At 45.7% G+C, this 16,865-nt stretch carries 13 protein-coding genes; 6 read left to right on the top strand and 7 right to left on the bottom strand.

The window, feature by feature from the left end:
* Positions 1–395: 395 nt before the first annotated feature.
* Complete coding sequence (locus ACFSRY_RS13130) at positions 396–2,639, top strand: cation:proton antiporter domain-containing protein (protein ID WP_377508219.1); 2,244 nt, start codon at positions 396–398, stop codon at positions 2,637–2,639.
* 22 nt (positions 2,640–2,661) lie between these two features.
* Here ACFSRY_RS13130 and ACFSRY_RS13125 read toward each other — a convergent pair whose 3' ends face one another.
* Positions 2,662–4,353, bottom strand: coding sequence for a potassium channel family protein (locus tag ACFSRY_RS13125; protein ID WP_377508215.1), 1,692 nt, complete (start codon positions 4,351–4,353; stop codon positions 2,662–2,664).
* Between the two features lie 96 nt (positions 4,354–4,449).
* Complete coding sequence (locus ACFSRY_RS13120) at positions 4,450–4,815, bottom strand: hypothetical protein (RefSeq protein WP_377508212.1); 366 nt, start codon at positions 4,813–4,815, stop codon at positions 4,450–4,452.
* Positions 4,816–4,955: 140 nt separating this feature from the next.
* Here ACFSRY_RS13120 and ACFSRY_RS13115 point away from each other — a divergent pair, with 140 nt between their 5' ends.
* Positions 4,956–5,165, top strand: a complete 210-nt coding sequence (locus ACFSRY_RS13115) for a hypothetical protein (RefSeq protein WP_377508209.1) — start codon at positions 4,956–4,958, stop codon at positions 5,163–5,165.
* A gap of 385 nt (positions 5,166–5,550) precedes the next feature.
* Positions 5,551–6,696: an IS110 family transposase gene (locus ACFSRY_RS13110; protein ID WP_377508206.1), complete on the top strand. Its 1,146-nt coding sequence runs from the start codon at positions 5,551–5,553 to the stop codon at positions 6,694–6,696.
* A gap of 208 nt (positions 6,697–6,904) precedes the next feature.
* Here the strand turns inward: ACFSRY_RS13110 and ACFSRY_RS13105 are convergent, their stop codons facing one another.
* From ACFSRY_RS13105 to ACFSRY_RS13090, 4 genes are all read right to left on the bottom strand, one after another.
* Positions 6,905–7,549 (bottom strand): thioredoxin family protein, encoded by a 645-nt coding sequence (locus ACFSRY_RS13105; protein ID WP_377508203.1) that lies wholly within the window; start codon positions 7,547–7,549, stop codon positions 6,905–6,907.
* An 11-nt stretch (positions 7,550–7,560) separates the two neighbouring features.
* The gene (locus ACFSRY_RS13100) at positions 7,561–8,097 is read right to left on the bottom strand and encodes a TlpA family protein disulfide reductase (protein WP_377508199.1); all 537 of its coding nucleotides are present in this window, start codon (positions 8,095–8,097) and stop codon (positions 7,561–7,563) included.
* Positions 8,098–8,170: 73 nt separating this feature from the next.
* Positions 8,171–11,788, bottom strand: coding sequence for an ABC transporter permease/M1 family aminopeptidase (locus tag ACFSRY_RS13095; protein ID WP_377508196.1), 3,618 nt, complete (start codon positions 11,786–11,788; stop codon positions 8,171–8,173).
* Positions 11,785–12,696, bottom strand: a complete 912-nt coding sequence (locus ACFSRY_RS13090) for an ABC transporter ATP-binding protein (protein WP_377508328.1) — start codon at positions 12,694–12,696, stop codon at positions 11,785–11,787. The genes ACFSRY_RS13095 and ACFSRY_RS13090 overlap by 4 nt, the downstream gene beginning before the upstream one ends.
* 388 nt (positions 12,697–13,084) lie before the next feature.
* Between ACFSRY_RS13090 and ACFSRY_RS13085 the strand changes: the two genes are divergently transcribed.
* From ACFSRY_RS13085 to ACFSRY_RS13075, 3 genes are all read left to right on the top strand, one after another.
* The gene (locus ACFSRY_RS13085; protein ID WP_377508193.1) at positions 13,085–14,119 is read left to right on the top strand and encodes a sensor histidine kinase; all 1,035 of its coding nucleotides are present in this window, start codon (positions 13,085–13,087) and stop codon (positions 14,117–14,119) included.
* Complete coding sequence (locus ACFSRY_RS13080; RefSeq protein ID WP_377508189.1) at positions 14,088–14,819, top strand: LytR/AlgR family response regulator transcription factor; 732 nt, start codon at positions 14,088–14,090, stop codon at positions 14,817–14,819. Before ACFSRY_RS13085 ends, ACFSRY_RS13080 begins: the two co-directional genes overlap by 32 nt.
* A gap of 922 nt (positions 14,820–15,741) precedes the next feature.
* On the top strand, positions 15,742–16,002 hold the full coding sequence (locus tag ACFSRY_RS13075; RefSeq protein ID WP_377508186.1) for a TFIIB-type zinc ribbon-containing protein: 261 nt from the start codon (positions 15,742–15,744) through the stop codon (positions 16,000–16,002).
* Positions 16,003–16,179: 177 nt separating this feature from the next.
* On the opposite strand, the gene ACFSRY_RS13070 is transcribed toward ACFSRY_RS13075, so the two are convergent.
* Complete coding sequence (locus ACFSRY_RS13070) at positions 16,180–16,776, bottom strand: DedA family protein (protein ID WP_377508183.1); 597 nt, start codon at positions 16,774–16,776, stop codon at positions 16,180–16,182.
* Positions 16,777–16,865: the final 89 nt, after the last annotated feature.

Raw genomic sequence — 16,865 nt, 5'->3', positions numbered from 1 at the left:
CGACAACTCATCAAAACCCGCTTACTTCATCAAATAAGCGGGTTTTTGTTTCCAGAGTAACAGAAAAGTAACAAATAGTGATTTCGATGTTGTTACTTTTTACTGAGTCTTATGCTTTGCATCTAGAAAGAAAATAACAATTTTTAGTCACACCACTTTTATAATTTAGTTAACGTTACCGCATTGGGTGAGATTAGAGAAAGGCCTTTGCTGGCTTAAAGGCAAGCGGACCAGCTTTTAAAATCTAAATAGCCTCAGCTTCTTACTTTTTCACTTATCTGTTGTCTTTGGTTACCAAATGATGATAGTTGACTTACATAGTCACTAAAACGTAAAGTAAAAGCATCTTCACCCATAAGTTATTCTTACATATTCAAGGCCTATCACAAATTAAGATGGCACATATACCGCACTTAGTAACAGACTTAGGGCTGATTCTCGGAGCAGCCGGCATTACCACACTGATCTTCAAGTGGCTCAGACAACCTTTGGTCTTAGGCTACATTATTGCCGGCCTACTGGTAGGGCCACACATCTCCTTAATTCCAACAGTTATTGAAGAGGAGAGCATCAAAATCTGGGCAGAAATAGGTGTGATCTTCCTGCTCTTCAGCCTTGGGCTGGAGTTCAGCTTTAAAAAGTTGGTGAAGGTGGGCGGCCCTTCCTCTGTCATGGCTATAATTGAGGTGATCGTGATGCTGTTACTGGGTTACCTCACAGGCAAAACACTCGGTTGGTCCACGATGGATAGCGTTTTTCTGGGCGGCATACTATCTATCTCTTCCACCACGATTATTATCAGGGCCTTCGATGAGCTGGGCGTAAAGTCACAGCGCTTTGCAGGCCTGGTGTTTGGGATATTGATTGTCGAGGACCTTGTGGCAATCCTGCTGCTCGTGCTCTTGTCAACGCTGGCTGTTAGTCAGCAGTTTGCAGGGTCAGAAATGCTGATGGCAGTCCTAAGGCTTGGATTTTTCCTTGTGGTTTGGTTTCTGGCTGGTATCTTCCTCATTCCTACTTTCTTAAGAAGGGCCAGCAAGCTCATGAATGACGAAATCCTGCTGATCGTGTCCCTGGCGCTTTGCCTGCTCATGGTGATTTTGGCGGCGCAAGTTGGTTTTTCTCCCGCGTTGGGGGCTTTTATCATGGGCTCTATTCTTGCTGAGACCACTAAGGCCGAGAAGATAGAGCACTTGATCTCCTCTGTGAAGGATCTGTTTGGCGCCATCTTCTTTGTCTCAGTTGGTATGCTCATAAACCCGGCTATGATTCTTACCTATGCAGGACCAATCGCACTGATAACAGTTATGACTATCATCGGTAAGTTTGTGAGTGTTCCTGGGGGTGGTTTGATCTCAGGACAGGGTTTGAAGACTTCCATACAGTCAGGCATGAGTATGTCCCAGATCGGGGAGTTCTCCTTTATCATTGCCACTTTGGGGCTTACCCTAAACGTGACCAGCGAATTCCTGTACCCTGTGGCAGTAGCAGTTTCTGCGATCACTACTTTTACCACCCCCTATATGATCCGGCTTTCCGAACCATTGTATAGATGGGCAGACACTGTGCTTCCGCAAAGGTGGAAGATCGCATTAAATGAGTATAGCTCCGGCACGCAAACCGTCAGTACCACCAGCGACTGGCGCCTGGTTTTACAATCCTATCTAATCAGCCTGGCCGTCTATTCTACTATCATAATTGCTATTGTTATCCTGGCTGCCCAGTACCTCAACCCTTTCATAAAGGAGAGCTTGTTCAAAGGGAATATGGGGGACATCATCACTACTGCTATTACCCTTATCTTTATGTCACCCTTCCTTTGGGCATTGGCTGTACGTCTTCCAAAGCAGGAGGCAGAGGGGCGAATCTGGGCTAACAAAAATTACCGAAGTCTGATTATTGTAATGAAATTTGCGCGAATAGGTGTTGCTATTCTTTTCATAGGGATTCTTCTTAACCAGTTCTTCACTGTGCAGGTAGCAGCTTTGGTTGGTCTGGCAATTGTTGTACTACTGTTTGTCTTCTCCAGAAGAGTTCAAGAATTCTATATCAGGATTGAGAATCGCTTTATGAGTAACCTGAATGATCGCGAAATAATGGAAGCGGCCAGGATGCACCACACCCTCACCCCTTGGGATGCTCACCTGACAAACCTCGATGTTTCGCCTGATGCCGCGGTTGCCGGAAAAAGCTTGATGGAGTTACAGATCAGGGAAAAGTTTGGGGTGAATGTGGCCGTGATAGACCGGGGAGAGCGTACTATTATGCCTCCGGCTAGCAGTGAGAGAATTTTCCCCGGTGATAAGCTACATGTGTTTGGATCAGAGGAGCAGGTTCAGGCATTCAGGGAGTTTATTCAGACTAAGCTTTCTCCTGTAACAGACGGCGAGGCAGAAAAAGAGGATATCAGACTTCAGAAGCTTTTGGTAACGCCCAACTCTGTACTGCTGCACAGGACGATCCGGGATTCTGGCGTTCGCGAGAGAACGAAGGGGCTGATTGTAGGTATAGAGAAAAAGGGTGAAAGGATTCTTAACCCAGACTCCAGCTTAATGTTTGAAGAGGGAGACATCGTCTGGATTGTGGGTAGCCCCTGGCGTATCAGAGGATTAGAGTTGGCAAAACAGGAAGTTACCTAACCATTGGTTGCAAAAACCTTTTTCACTTGCCCCCATACTTGCGGAAGAACTGGTCCTCGGCATCAACTGTTCCGATCAGAATGATTTCCGATTCAGCATCCAGGACTGTTGTTGGTTCAGGGTTAATACTTAAAGCACCTTCACTTCTGATGGCAATAATTGTACAACCTGTTTCCTGCCTTACAGAAGACTGTGCAATTGTGCGCCAGGCAAGCCCCCCGGGCACCTTTACCTTGATTAGATTCAGCCCCTCGGCCACCATCAGCACATCGCTGTGCTTTAGCAGGTTAAAAATGGTGTTGGCCCCCATAGAAGCGTAGGACATCACAAAGTCAGCCCCGGCCCGATGCAAAGTGGATAAGTTACGGTCCATGGTGGAGCGGGTGATGATCTGAATATCCGGCCGAAGTCGGCGACAATAAATGGTCAGGTACACGTTTACGTCGTCATCGTGCGTGGTGATGATAACACATGGAGCCTCATCAATGCCAGCCTGCTTCAGCACTTCCAGTTCAGCCGCATCTCCCAGAATATACCTTTCATCGTCCTTTACCCGTTCCGGAAGTTTCTCCACAATACGGTAATCAAGATTGCGCGCTTGCAGTGCCCTGCCTGTGGCCCTGCCGACCCGGCCTCCGCCTATGATAACCACAGCAGCATTCATATGCCTGTTAACCTGGAAAGAAGCGTTGTAGTTGCTGATCTGTTCCTCAGAACCTGCCAGAACCAGGACAGTTGTTTGGTTGATGTACGTATCAGGCTGGGCAGCCCGAAATTTACCCCGTTCCCACACCCCCACTACGCTCACACCTATCTGCTCCCGAAGCTTTGTCTCTCTAAGTGTAAGTCCTACCAAGGGAGAGTTTGCCACAGAGGCCTCCGCAATCTGCAGTTCTCCAAACCTACCGATTATCTGAGCGCAGGCATCTCCCCCGCTCGCTCTGCGGGCCAGGAACTCGCCCATAATCTCGCCAAGCCTCAAAACATGGTTGCTGCCTGCCAGTTTTAAAATATCCACCGATGCCCCGGAACTACAGGTAGAGATAATAGGCACCTCACTGCTTAGCCCCCGCACTGTGAAAGCCACGTTGGTGTTAATGGGGTCAGTGGAGGTAACAGCAACCAGGGCAGCCTTTTCTACCTGCACTCTACTATAGGTGTTAGGGTCATCCAAATCCCCCAGCATGACGCTGACTCCCAATCCATGCAGGCGCAGCCCCTCTGCCAGATCCGGTACCAGTACCACATATGGGTACCGGTACCGCTTCAGTTTTTTGATCAGACTCGCCGTGACAGGCCCATACCGTGTCAGTACCACATGTCCCTTTGTTTCAATAGGCAGCTCACGCGGCACCTGTGACTGCTCCTGCGCCTTCATCCAGGGCGAATAAAAGAAGTTGATGAAGGTGAAAGGGAACAGAATCAACAGGAAGACCATTCCTGACAAGAGCACCACAATGGAAAAAAAACGACCGGTGTCTGTGTGAAAGGTAATATCTCCGAAGCCTAAAGTAGACATCACCGTCAGCGTCCAGTAAAAACCGGTGATCCAGGTATGCTGCTGCCCTTCCCGCAGCATGAGCAGGTGAAATATAACCGTAAAGACCAGTACCAGCACCAACAGCACTACCAAAAACTTAAACAAAAGCCTAAGGTTACGGCGGTCGGGTTCGTTCCGAAGAAAGAGGATGAGCTGTGTAGGGAGAAATTTCATATACTCTACCTTTTACGGGAGAAAGGAATTAGATTATAGGAAAATCAAGAAAACAGGCAGCCAGAAGCATCTAAGCCAGGAAAAAGAGCAGATCCTCTAAGTCATTCTATCATAGTACCAAATACCAGTAAATACGGCTACGGAAGGAACAAGCAACGAAGCTTCGTTCCAGGATCTGAACACGAAAATCATCATTGCCTGGTTAAGCAGTAACATTCCAAAATATAGGTACAGCCCCCATCTATTCATGTACCAGAAACCGATGAGGCTTGCTAAACCCATGACAGCAGAAAAGGCAAGATAAGGTCTGCTTATTCCCACATCAAGTTCCCGGAATCCAAGTACAGCAGGAAGAGTAGTCACAAACCCAATCACACCCAAAATGCACATACCAGTAATCAGTGGTGGCCTTTCCAGGTTCATGATCACTGCTCTTAATTCTTGGAGGTAAGTCAGAAGCATTTTGTCAACCAATTAACCCCTTGCTTTCAAAACTTAACGATTTATCTGTTAAGATCTACGAAGTGGGCAGCATTACTAAGTCTAAAACAAGCTATTTTAAAAATAGGCAAAGTAAATAATCTAGTTAAGGTATAGAGAATATGGCACTCTCCTTTTCTTCTAACCTTGCACGTATAAGAAGTAATGCCTGTGAAATCAACGCCAGAACAGGTAGTGCGGTCAGGAGCCCTTTAACCGGTGCCAAGGCAATGAGCGTTGTCTTTGGAAAAGCTGCAACGGCTATCGCCAGTGAAACAGGGGAAATACAACTTACTCGTGAAAGGCCGATAACATATCTTATGAAAAACTAGGATTGTTAATACCTACTGGTCCCCTGCCTTCAGAACACGGGCTAAGGCATCTAAATCCCTGTGGAAAAGGTTAGGCAATTCCATCCTTCTGTTCACTACAGCAAAAAAAGCCACTCCACGTCAAATGGAGCGGCTTTTACCTTTATACAAAGTTTTACAATGGTCCTTTCACCGTAGTTAGACTAGGTGCATTGACCAGGGGGAATGAGAGATGGAGCGGCAGGTAAGTCAGCAGTACTATACCGTAAAAAAGGAAGCTCCATTCCCCCTACCTTTTCTCTAAGAGTCTGGACAGTACTTAAGGCTATCAACGTGGATAAGCAAGTGTAAGACAAAAGGCAAGACGAAGGAGAAAGAAGGGTCGCTAACTATAACCACTCATGCTATGGAACAAGCTACAAGACAGTGCGTGGGCATCGACATCGCCAAAAAGGACTTCACCGCCTGCGTTTGCAGACTCTCCCCCCAATCCGGCCTGTGCTTCTCCAAGGTGGCAACCTTTGACAACAGCACCAGGGGTTTCAACCAGCTGCTTAAATGGGCACGCAAGCAAACCGGCGACAGCCCACCGATAACGTTTGTGATGGAGGCCACCGGCGTGTATTATGAGCCCCTGGCTTATCACCTCCACAAGCTCCGCCAGACGGTCTCTGTTCTACTGCCCAACAAAGTCAAGCACTTCGGCAAGAGCCTCAACGTCAAAAGCAAAACAGACCGTGTTGACGCCAGGGTCTTCGCCCAACTGGGGGCGGAGCGCCACCTGCCTGCCTGGCAACCGCCGGCCCCGATTTTCAAGGCGTTGCGGGAACTCACCCGCCACCGCACGGACCTCAAGCAAGAGCGCACCGTGCTCCTCAACAGGCTCAGTGCCCTGCTCTCGGCCCATGAGCCCCAAGCCTTCGTCCTCAAATCCCACAGGGAGATGATCAGAAAGTTTGACACTGAGATAGCCAAGTGCGAGGCCCGGGTAAAGGCGGTGCTCCAGGAGGAGGGATGGCTGCAGGAGAGAGTGAACAAGCTGCTCACCATCAAAGGAGTAGGGCTTATGAGCCTGGTCATTGTACTGGCCGAGACCCAGGGCTTTGCCTTGATAAGCAACGCTAAACAGCTCACCAGCTATGCCGGCTTCGATGTGGTGGAAAGAGAGTCCGGCTCCAGTGTTAGGGGCAAAACCAGGATCTCCAGGAAAGGCAACGGCAGGATCCGGGCAGCGCTTTACTTCCCGGCCCTGGCGGCCAGCCGGCACAACGCAGCCCTGCGGACTGTTTACCAGCGCGTCAACACCGGCAAGGCAAGTAAGATGGTGGGCGTGGTGAGTCTGCAGCGCAAACTGCTGCTGCTCATCTACTCCATGTGGAAAAGCGGAACGGTGTTTCAGGACAGGTCCTTGGCTTCCGGAGATCAGGAGAGAAAGTCTCTCCTTCGTCACAAAGACGAAGTCTTTGAAAACAAAGTAGGCAGACCAGCAGGCCTGCCTACACGGGATGAACTTCCGTCCGATCTCTCGAGTGAAGCCCTCCTTCGTCAATAAAATATACGAAAAAAATCTCTTAAGTTACTTGACTTTTAACACAGTACCTTTTTTTTGGTTCGATAATTCATCCCCTTCGGTCACTCAAGGCTTCTTTACACATTCCCCAGCTGGTTGTGTTAGCGCGTATCAGTTTTGCAACGGCAGCAAACAAAAAGCACCTGTTAAAAATCAACAGGTGCTTTGTACACAAGGCTATAATTCTGGACTATGATTCACGCCATTTTATCGTGCACCCAATGGCTTTGGTGTTAGCCTGGCTCACCGTTTTGTTGGCTACCAGTTCCCCCAAGGCGGTTTCGGCATATCTTTTCTGCACTTTCTCCGGTGCTCTGTAGTTATCGTCTATCGTGCCGATGTAGGCTACTTTGAACTCGCCGTCCTGCTGCTTCTGCACAATGTACAGGTGCGGTGTGCGGGTAGCACCGTAGGCTTTTGCTGTCTCCTGCGTCTCGTCGTGCAGGTAAGGGAACGGGAAGTTCTTTTCTTTGGCACGCTGCCGCATGTGCGCGTACGAATCTTTCCGCGATTCCTCTACATCGTTCGGGTTGATGGCGATAACCGGGTAGCCTTTGGGGGCATACTTGTTGTGCAGCGCAATAATGCGGTCTTCGTAGGCTACAGAGTAAGGGCAGGTGTTGCAGGTAAAGGTTACGATAAAGCCTTTGGCGTCTTTGTAGTCGGCCATGGACACCATCTTGCCATCCACGTTCTTTAGTCTAAAGTCAGTGGCGGTGTCACCCACCTGGTAGCCGGTGTCTGTAACAGCTTCAGCAGTTGTTGCAGCCCCCTGATCGCAGCCAAGCAGCAACAGGCAGCATGTGTACAGCACTAGTAAATTTATCTTTCTCATAGAAGTATGGTTTATGGTTTGAATCGCTTTATCAGGGCCTGAAGTTCGTTCTCCTTCAGCTCTTTCTCAACAAAGTGGTATTGCCTGCGCTTGTTGTTGAAGAGCATAGTGGCCGGTATGGCACCGCTCCATTTCGGCTCCAGCTTATCTATCCAGGTGTTGGCGTCTGTTTCGTTCAGCAACCATACATCAGAGGCCAGTTTACGCTTTTGCATGAACGCCTTCACCTTTCTCAGATCCTCCACAGCATCCATGCTAACCAGCACTACGCGCACCGGCTGGTCCTTGTACTGCTTGTTAATAGCCTCAAAGTAAGGCAGCTCTTTTATGCAGGGTCCGCACCAGGTGGCCCAGAAATTGACGACATAAAGCGTGTCCGTATTGGAATTACGCAGTTTCTGCAGCTTATCGAACTTAACAACTTTAACATGCTGCGCCTGTCCAGATTCGCCTGCGGTATCTCCAGCCTCATGATTGACATCAGGAGAAGAAGTACAGGCAAAAACGGTTAGCAGTGAGAAAACCGCTACAAGATTTATGTATTTCATAGTTTAAACATTTCTAGGCTCATATAGCAACCGTTACTAAAAGTTGCATAAACACATTCTATCCTACTTGTTATCATTCATGCTGCACAAGCCTCACCTCACTCGTATTATCTTTTCTTTTCAGGTCCATTAACAGATAATTCGGATCTATACCGGCATAAGCTGGCTTGCGTGGTACTTTAACCACGATAGTCTGTTTTCCAGAGTGGATGCGGTGCTTTTGTAAATAAAGCGTTTCTCGTTCACCCTCCTGCCCTTCCACTGGTTCATATATTTCTAGTTGAATCCATTCATTCATTGGAACATCTGTTTCGACACCCAATGTGTCAACGGTATATTTTCTTGCCTGCACATCCAGGCTCACCTCCCAGTTACCTCCTTTGGTCTCTCTGGCTGAAGACTGTTCTGTTTTCAGATCCCAATAAGTATTCGTGGCGAACAAATCGTGTAACAGGTACTGCATTGAATCCGGTGTAACCCTTTGTAGTTCGCTATATAGGTCTTGGGGGGTAGGCAGTGGCGGAGACCCGAATGCGTTTTTCTTAAACAAATTTTGCAGCGCCATTCTCACCTGCTCCTTGCCTATGTATTCGCGTAATGAATATAAGGCAAGAGGTCCCTTGCGGTAGATCAGGGTGTGATCGTTGGCTTTCAGCAAGGGCTGCACAGACCTGGCTTGAGGACTAAAGTATTCTTGCCGGAATTGGTGGATTAGATCGAGCAACTTTTCCTTTCCATGGGCTTCCTCTATGATCTCAAAAGCAGAATACCAGGCCAGGCTTTCGACAAGCAATATATTCCCTTCCATCACGGCGGGAGAGAGTTGGTTTCCCCACCACTGGTGAGCCACTTCATGTGCCACCGTTGCGAATGTAACATCAACGCGCTCTGAGTCCGAAGCTTGATTGAGAAGAGCGTACCCTGTCCTATACCAAACGTTGGTTGGATTAGCCTGCATCCCTTTATTATAGCCGGTGTTCTCCAGAAACCGGATCTCGCTGTGCGGATAAGGACCAAGTTGTTTGGTAAGATAATTTAAGGATGCATGTATACCATTAACCATCCGCTCAAGATTCAGGGTGTGCCTGGGATGATAGAGAATTTCAATATCAACGAGCTGACCCGTTTCTTTAAATCTCCACTGAGATTCACGGACATCATAATCGGCGGAAAAAAAAGCAATATCATTGATGATCGGGGCTTCTGTGGAATAATGAAAATACCTACGCCCATTTTCCGACCAACTCCTCTGCAGTTTTCCGGGTGCTATTGCAATTTGTCCTTTATCGGTGCCCACTACTGCTTCAAAATCAATTCGTTCCTGTCCCGGAATTCCCATTCGTGCAACATCAAGGGAGGGCAAGAACCGTCGGTTTGGGTTGAGGCCCTGCTCACTTCGTTCTTTTGGATCCTCAATTTCTCTACTTTTTTGGTAGCCCATTTTAGGCAACCATGCATCTTCAAAGGATGAACCATTCCTAACCAGGGAAGCATCAATTCCATAATTCGGGAAGCCCTGAGGGCTAAAGCTAACATGGAAATCAAGGCGTAGCGAATCACCGGGAAGAAGAGGTTTATCCAAAACATAAATATGATGACCAAGTTTTTCATTGATTAGCTTGGGTGTCGCACTGCGGTTGAAGCGTATCAAATGATTTTCAACTCCCAGGGCAGTCGCTAAATGTATAGAATCAATCCTCGAACCGGTCCTGTTCACGTAAGACTGGCTTCCCCGTATATCAACTGTCCGCATTTCAGGAAAGATCTCTACGTGAAGATTTACAGCTGTTAACCAGGGCTGTGGGCTATTTGCATATTTCCGATACAGCTTCTCATAATCGGCTTTCCACTCCTCTCCTTCGGGGGCTGCAGTAAGAGGGTGCAAAATGCTGGTGTTATAAAAAACAAACCCTCCTAAGATCATAATGAGCAAACCAGCAAACGCGGCAACAGCTTTCGTTTGGCGTGTAAGACGTCGGCTTCCTTCCTGAATCCTTTGGTTTAAATTTGTCTCTGTTCCTCGAGGCCAAAGCAGATTTGCTACTACAGCCAGCAGTAGTGCCCATGCTGCCCAGTAAAGCTTAAATACGAGCCACGGATACATGTATGGCTCCAGACCTCGAATTTCTGAATAGGTCCAGCCGGGATCTGACCCATATACAAACAGTCCGGGTTCTATTCCTATCAAATAACCATAGAAGGCGACCACGAAAAATAGTATCATGATCAGGTTACCAATATACTTCTGGTTAACCACTACATGAATAACGAAGGCGAGCAGCGCCAGTAACGTATAATCAACAAGCCGTATCCCAAAAAGAATTTTTAGGTAAAGTGGAAATTCAAAGTCATAGTACCCCTGGCGCATCTGGACCACCATCCCGCTAATCATCATTAACACCTGCATTAAAACAAGTGCAAGAAAGAGTCCGGCGAACTTACCTGTGAAAGAGACCCATACTGGCATGGGTGCAGCTCCGATAATCTCATTAAGTCTTGCTTCCCGCTCTTGCCATACAAGCTCCCCTGCGTAATAAAGGATGAGGAGTGGTATAATAAACCATATGGCGTTATAAGTATGGTTTTCCAAAAGAATTAAAAGGTGACCGGTAACAGGTAACTGAGAAGCGTAGTGAAAATCAGAGAACCAGGAGGAGCTCGTCAAGAAGACAAAAAGTGCGAGGCAGGTAAATGCTATCCATCCCCACCCCATGACTACTTTAAATGACTCTCTGGTAACCGTTATCACCTGTAGCACCCGGGTTGAAAACCCAAAAGTTTGTTGCACTTGCGGAACAACAACAGGAGTATCCTTTAAAATACGTAAACCTTCCGGAGTCGTGGAAGATTCAGATACACGTCTCCCCTTGCCCATTTTATTGCTTATGGCAATAGGTTCTTTCCTGAAACTGAAATAGGTAAGAGCAAGGAGACTAATAGCGATAAAGCACCAAATTAGCCGGTTTAAAAGTGTCCATTTTTGCGATCCCGGCATAAGGGTATTTTTCTCTAAGGGGGTCCATAAAGTTTTAAGTTCCTGAATTAAACTGATACCCAATGGATCTGTAAGCTTTGCAAGTTCCCAGTTCCCCTTGTTAACAGCTATCAACTGCCAACTGGCGAAAGCAATGAAAAAAATGAATATGGCCATAAGAAAACCCGCAACGCTCCGGCGAGTCAAAGTAGCCAAAGCAAACATGAGTGCCACTGCAACAAAGGTGTTTGGCAACACGAACAAAAAATAAGCATTTAAATAAGCAGCTGGATTAATTGGTCCTGTAAGAACCACATGTTCCCCGGGAAAAAGAGAGGCCCCAAAAATGCCAGCGGGAATGGCGGTCATAAGTATTGCTCCAAGAGCAAAGGCGGCAAGGAAACGGCCTCCAAGGTAGACAAGCTTGCTAACAGGTGCAGTGAAAAGCAGAGAAGACATTCTTGTTTCTATGTCTCTTGTCGCTGCATATCCAGGAATTGGCGCCAGGATCAGAATGCCAACTATAAATGCTAATACACTTAATTTTGCTATATAATAAGGTGCAAATAGGGAGTAGCCTCCATCAATCGGCTCGTCAATAAAGACTTCTCTGGCCAGGAGGTACGTAACGGTTAATAGGAACATGAAAAAGATCCAGGTCGAGACGTTTCTCAGCTGAGAAGCAAGCTCATATCGAAAAGTTTCCCAAAGTTTCATTTTGCGACCTCCTTAACTTCATGACCAACTTTCTTTCCGGAGTCCTGGGCGATCACAGTGAAATAGACATCTTCCAAATCAGGAGATATGGACTCGAAATCACTTCCTGGAGATGTTTCGCTAAAGATATGTACCACAGTCCGGCCACCCAGCAGTTTGGTTGAAATGATAACATGCTCTTGGTCCAGCCGCGGTAATGCTTTCTTTTCTATCACGCGCCGCCATACTTTCCCTTTTAAGTCTTCGATAGCTTTATGTGGTTCTGTTTCCAGTAATATTTTCCCTTTGTTGATCACGGCCATGCGTGTGCATAGCTCCGACACATCCTCAACAATATGCGTAGAGAGAATGACTACACTGTTCTCGCCCATTTCACTGAGCAGGTTTAGAAACCGTACTCGCTCTGCCGGGTCAAGTCCCGCTGTCGGTTCGTCTACGATGATTAACTTGGGGTTTCCCAGCATAGCTACCGCCACACCAAACCGCTGTCGCATCCCTCCTGAGAAGCCTCCAAGCTTTTGCCTGCGCACATCCCACAGGTTAGTTTGTCTCAGTAGCGCCTCTACCACTTCCTTCCTCGCTTTTTTTTCCTTTATCCCTTTGAGCACAGCAAAATAGTTTAGCAGCTCTTCTGCTTTTGCTTTAGGATGTAGTCCAAAGTCTTGTGGAAGGTATCCAAGCGTTTGTCGTACCTCTTCCTTTTGTTCAAGCACATTAATGACCCCAAAGTTAATAGTTCCTTCATCCGGCTCCTGTAAGGTTGCCAGGGTACGCATCAGTGTAGATTTTCCGGCACCATTTGGTCCCAGTAGACCATACATACCTGCCGGGATGTTAAGGCTTATATTATGGAGCGCCTTAACTCCGTTGGAATATGATTTAGAGATGTTCTGTATGCGTAAAGCTATTTGATCTTTCATAACACAAAGTGCTTTAAATACTACTGGTTGTCGGAATAGGCAGCGAAATGCGGTTTAATACCTGCACGCTACTATTTTATGATTCTGATTCAATTAGGATGAAACTGGTTTCCTAATACTTTTCATTTTTATCTTCTTTTAATTTAACTTGTTAGTGTAGCGAGAAGACTCATTACTTTTTCTGCTTGTTTTAATACAAAAGAGCAGGTACGGATGCAGAAAGTAAAAAAAGATATACTACTTCTAGAAAAAATCGACGAATAGACCTTTTGCTTCTGCCAAAGCAGTTGCAGAAGCAAATACTGATTTTGTAGATTATATTGGACGCTAGTCGATTAGACTAAAGAGGAATGACAGGATACAATATCTTTACCTTGTGAATAGAATTAAAAAAATACTAACAATTATACCCATCCTATTCTGGATCATCGCATTGATGATTGGTGCCTGGGATGTCTTCGTTGAGGGTCAGGCTTTAAGGCCTAAAGGATATTTAATAGGGCTATATGTTTTTTTTGCCCATTTATTCATTTTTAAAAAATACCTCAATAAAAGAGCATATAAAACCTATTTCTGGCACCTGCTAGGTATCTTTTTTACCGGCCCCCTCGCTTTTATGTTATTTGCCTTCTTTGTTGAGGAAAAATTTAGTACATGGTTGGGCTTTCTGGCTTACTATGGTGATTCTATTCCGACTGTTCTTATTTTTATTTTTGTCAGCACCCTGGTCGGAATTACGCAGAATCTCATCATAAATACTGTAAAAAAAGAGCAGCTGGAAAAACAGGCTATCAATACAGAACTCGTGTATTTGAAGTCACAAATCAATCCACATTTCCTGTTTAACACACTAAACAACATTCATACATTAGTATACACACAGGATCCTACAGCACCTGAGGCCATGATGCGTTTGTCTTCGTTGATGCGCTATATGATTTATGAATCCAATGCTGCAACCGTTCCTCTATCTATTGAGATCAATTATTTACAGGACTATATTAGTCTACAGCAGCTCCGATACAAATCAACAGACATTGTCGACTTTCAGGTGGATGGAAATACAGACACCTGCCATGTTGCACCCCTGTTATTTATCCATCTTCTGGAGAATACCTACAAACACAGCCCACAACGTTTGAAACCTCGTTCTATAAAGGTAAGATTGATAGTAAAAGAACATCTACTTATTGCAACTTTTGAGAATCCAATAGGGAAAAAAAGCGGTTCCTTATTGGAAGAACCAGGTGGCATAGGATTTTTGAATGTTCAAAAACGTCTGCAATTACTTTACCCGAATCAGCATAGTCTGGACATCAGCAAAACAGATGAAGTATTCACGGTGGAGTTAAAAATTATGAATCTTAAGACTCAAGCTAATGAGAAAAAAGCTCACCTGCTATATAATTGATGATGAGCACCTCGCTCAGAAAATACTGGAAAAGTATGTAGAAAAAGTTTCCTTTCTTGAATTGAAAGGCAGCTTTGAGAGTCCTCTGGAGGCTGTTGAACACATGAACGAAGACAAGCCCGACCTGCTGTTTTTAGATATAAATATGCCGGACCTGGACGGACTCAGTTTTATTCCGATGCTGAACCCAAAGCCGATGATTATCCTTACGACGGCTTACGATCAGTATGCCCTTAAAGCCTTTGATCTGGAAGTTAAAGATTACCTGTTAAAACCAATTTCTTTCGAACGCTTTTACAAAGGAGTTCTAAGAATCTACCAGGAGTTGAATCCCCAGCACCAGACGGAGCAATTAGAAGTGAACTTAATGCCAAAAAACGAACAGGAATACGTTTTTATAAAAGCAGGAACTCGTATTCAAAAGGTTGCTATTCGTGAAATATTATTCATTGAAGGGATGAAAGATTATCTCCGAATCCATACCCAAAAGGAAAAGATCATGACCTTGCTAAGTTTTGCTAAGTTAGAGGAACTGCTACCTGACAACAAGTTTGCACGGGTGCATAAGTCCTTTATGGTTGCCATCGATAAAATTGACCATATTGAAAAAAACAGGATTAGAATAGCTGATCAAACCATACCTATCAGTAATACCTATGCAGATAATTTTTATAAAGTGTTGAAAGATTTTAAAGACTAATGTTTATAGAAGGCTAAAAGAATAGCTAAATGACTGTTGACTATCTTAATAGGCTACTACTATTAATCTAACTCGATTTAGGTTCTTATTCGGCACAAACTTATGTAAAGCATTAGCATACAGTATTTTAATTGGCCATATGTAAAACTATGTTATTTTTTGTTCTGAGTTCCACTTCGCTTGATTCATATCGCCTACTCTAAATGATCAATTAAAACAGTTAAATCCCTGTGGAAATGGTTCGATAATTCCATCCTTCGGGCTACACGGTAAACAGCAAAAAGCGGCTTAAACTGAATTTTAAGCCGCTTTTTCTTTTCCAGAGTAACAGAAAAGTAACAAAAAATATTACTAGCGCTGTTACTCATGCTTTCTCACGCGCTATCCTTTTCACTCTGACTTGCATTTTTGACAGTACACATGTAGTAGTCTTTTCACTTAATATGCTAAAGATTTATACTTACTAGTCACTGTGTCCTGCCTCTAGCCAGATGCAAATAGGCTGGCACATCTGTTAAAGCCATGCTCAGACTTTCTTACATGGGAATGCCCCATGTTTATGAATCAGCTGTATAGAACGCCGCCTTATGTACTCTCCGACACGCGGGACAACAGGCACTTGATCTTGCGTCTACTTCTAATGCCCTTTTTAGTAAAATTTCACCTGTTCCCTTGGCAAAATCTTGTTATCAAATTCATTCCTTGGATTTGATAACACCGAAAGCAGGTTGATAAATCAAAGACTACTTTCAAATAACACTCAACGCTTACATAAATCCATGTAGGATACAGGGCTGCCACCGTCATTTTCAAGTTGGTAAACAACCAAGTGCTGACTCTTATAGCTTAGCCTTTATGTTACAACTCGTTAGTTTGCCATCTTTTGCTTATATTGAAGCATACACCAAAGCAATCACAAATCATGAAATGCCCTAACTGCAACGAGACACTTTTAATGAGCGAAAAAAACGGAGTTGAGATTGATTACTGCCCTTCTTGCCGCGGCATCTGGCTGGACCGCGGGGAACTCGAAAAAATCATGGAACGATCCGCTGAACATTACTCCAAAAAGGAAAGCTACGAGGCCGACCAAAAACGCTATGGCGACCATGGCCATAACTCGCAAAAAAAGCACCCGCACAAGAAAAAAGAATCGTTCCTGAGCGATTTCTTTGATTTTTAACTGCCAAAGTAAACACGCCTGTGCCTGTGCAGTCAGTTGCACAGGCACAGGCAGCCATCAAGGCTGACACTAAAAGCGCAGGAGTAGAGATGGAAAATGAATTTTGCCACCATATATAGATGTTAGCCTTTGCCCTGGCACTCCCCCCTCTTCTGTACCCCTCACACAGTTTACCCCCTAGGGTTCCCTGCTGTTTTTCCGCACTTGCCTTATGACGGGTATAAGCGCCACAGCGATGCTGATGGGCAGTATCAGACCGAGGTAGTCCTTGATGAAGGGAAACCGGCTTCCCAAGAAATACCCGGTCAGGCCAAACGCACCCATGTAAAGCACACTCGCCACCGCTGTCAACACGGCGAAGGTTGCGAAGCTAAGCCCCGTGGTCCCGGCAATAACAGGGCTGAAGGGCCTGATGATGGGCAGGAACTTTCCAAAAACAAGAGAGGCTTTCCTGTGCCTGCTGAAGTAGTCGGCCGCCATGTGCAGGTACTTCTTCCTGAAGTACCAAGTGTCCTGCTTGTCGTAGAGCCGGCTGCCGAACCGTCTTCCTATGAAGTAGCCGGAGGTGTCCCCGGCAATTCCAGCCACAACCAGAAAAGCAAGCAGCGCAGCAATAGGAACCTCCAACGCCCCTATGCTGACAAGAAGGCCAGCCGTGAAGACCAGCGTCTCCCCGCCCGGAATCACCAAACCTACGAGCAGACCTGTTTCCGCAAACACTAAGGCGATGATGAGGAAAAACCCTCCCCATTCAATCAAACTTGCTGTATCCATATGAGTATTCTCTGTGATTAATTGACCTCTTGTACTATTCCTTCTTTCTAGCCGCAGCAAAAAAGCTTGAACTAGTTTTTGCTTTTGGT

This window comes from Pontibacter locisalis (assembly GCF_042684605.1).
Lineage (GTDB): Bacteria > Bacteroidota > Bacteroidia > Cytophagales > Hymenobacteraceae > Pontibacter > Pontibacter locisalis.
Note: the sequence above shows the minus strand (reverse complement) of the source record. Positions and strands in the feature narration are given on the sequence as shown.

Bases quoted from the DNA above. Each gene is read 5' to 3' on its own strand.
- ACFSRY_RS13070 (WP_377508183.1), bottom strand. From the start codon at position 16,776: ATGGATACAGCAAGTTTGATTGAATGGGGAGGGTTTTTCCTCATCATC.
- ACFSRY_RS13100 (WP_377508199.1), bottom strand. From the start codon at position 8,097: ATGAAATACATAAATCTTGTAGCGGTTTTCTCACTGCTAACCGTTTTT.
- ACFSRY_RS13075 (WP_377508186.1), top strand. From the start codon at position 15,742: ATGAAATGCCCTAACTGCAACGAGACACTTTTAATGAGCGAAAAAAAC.
- ACFSRY_RS13115 (WP_377508209.1), top strand. From the start codon at position 4,956: ATGGCACTCTCCTTTTCTTCTAACCTTGCACGTATAAGAAGTAATGCC.
- ACFSRY_RS13130 (WP_377508219.1), top strand. From the start codon at position 396: ATGGCACATATACCGCACTTAGTAACAGACTTAGGGCTGATTCTCGGA.
- ACFSRY_RS13120 (WP_377508212.1), bottom strand. From the start codon at position 4,815: ATGCTTCTGACTTACCTCCAAGAATTAAGAGCAGTGATCATGAACCTG.
- ACFSRY_RS13110 (WP_377508206.1), top strand. From the start codon at position 5,551: ATGGAACAAGCTACAAGACAGTGCGTGGGCATCGACATCGCCAAAAAG.
- ACFSRY_RS13105 (WP_377508203.1), bottom strand. From the start codon at position 7,549: ATGAGAAAGATAAATTTACTAGTGCTGTACACATGCTGCCTGTTGCTG.
- ACFSRY_RS13125 (WP_377508215.1), bottom strand. From the start codon at position 4,353: ATGAAATTTCTCCCTACACAGCTCATCCTCTTTCTTCGGAACGAACCC.
- ACFSRY_RS13095 (WP_377508196.1), bottom strand. From the start codon at position 11,788: ATGAAACTTTGGGAAACTTTTCGATATGAGCTTGCTTCTCAGCTGAGA.
- ACFSRY_RS13080 (WP_377508189.1), top strand. From the start codon at position 14,088: ATGAGAAAAAAGCTCACCTGCTATATAATTGATGATGAGCACCTCGCT.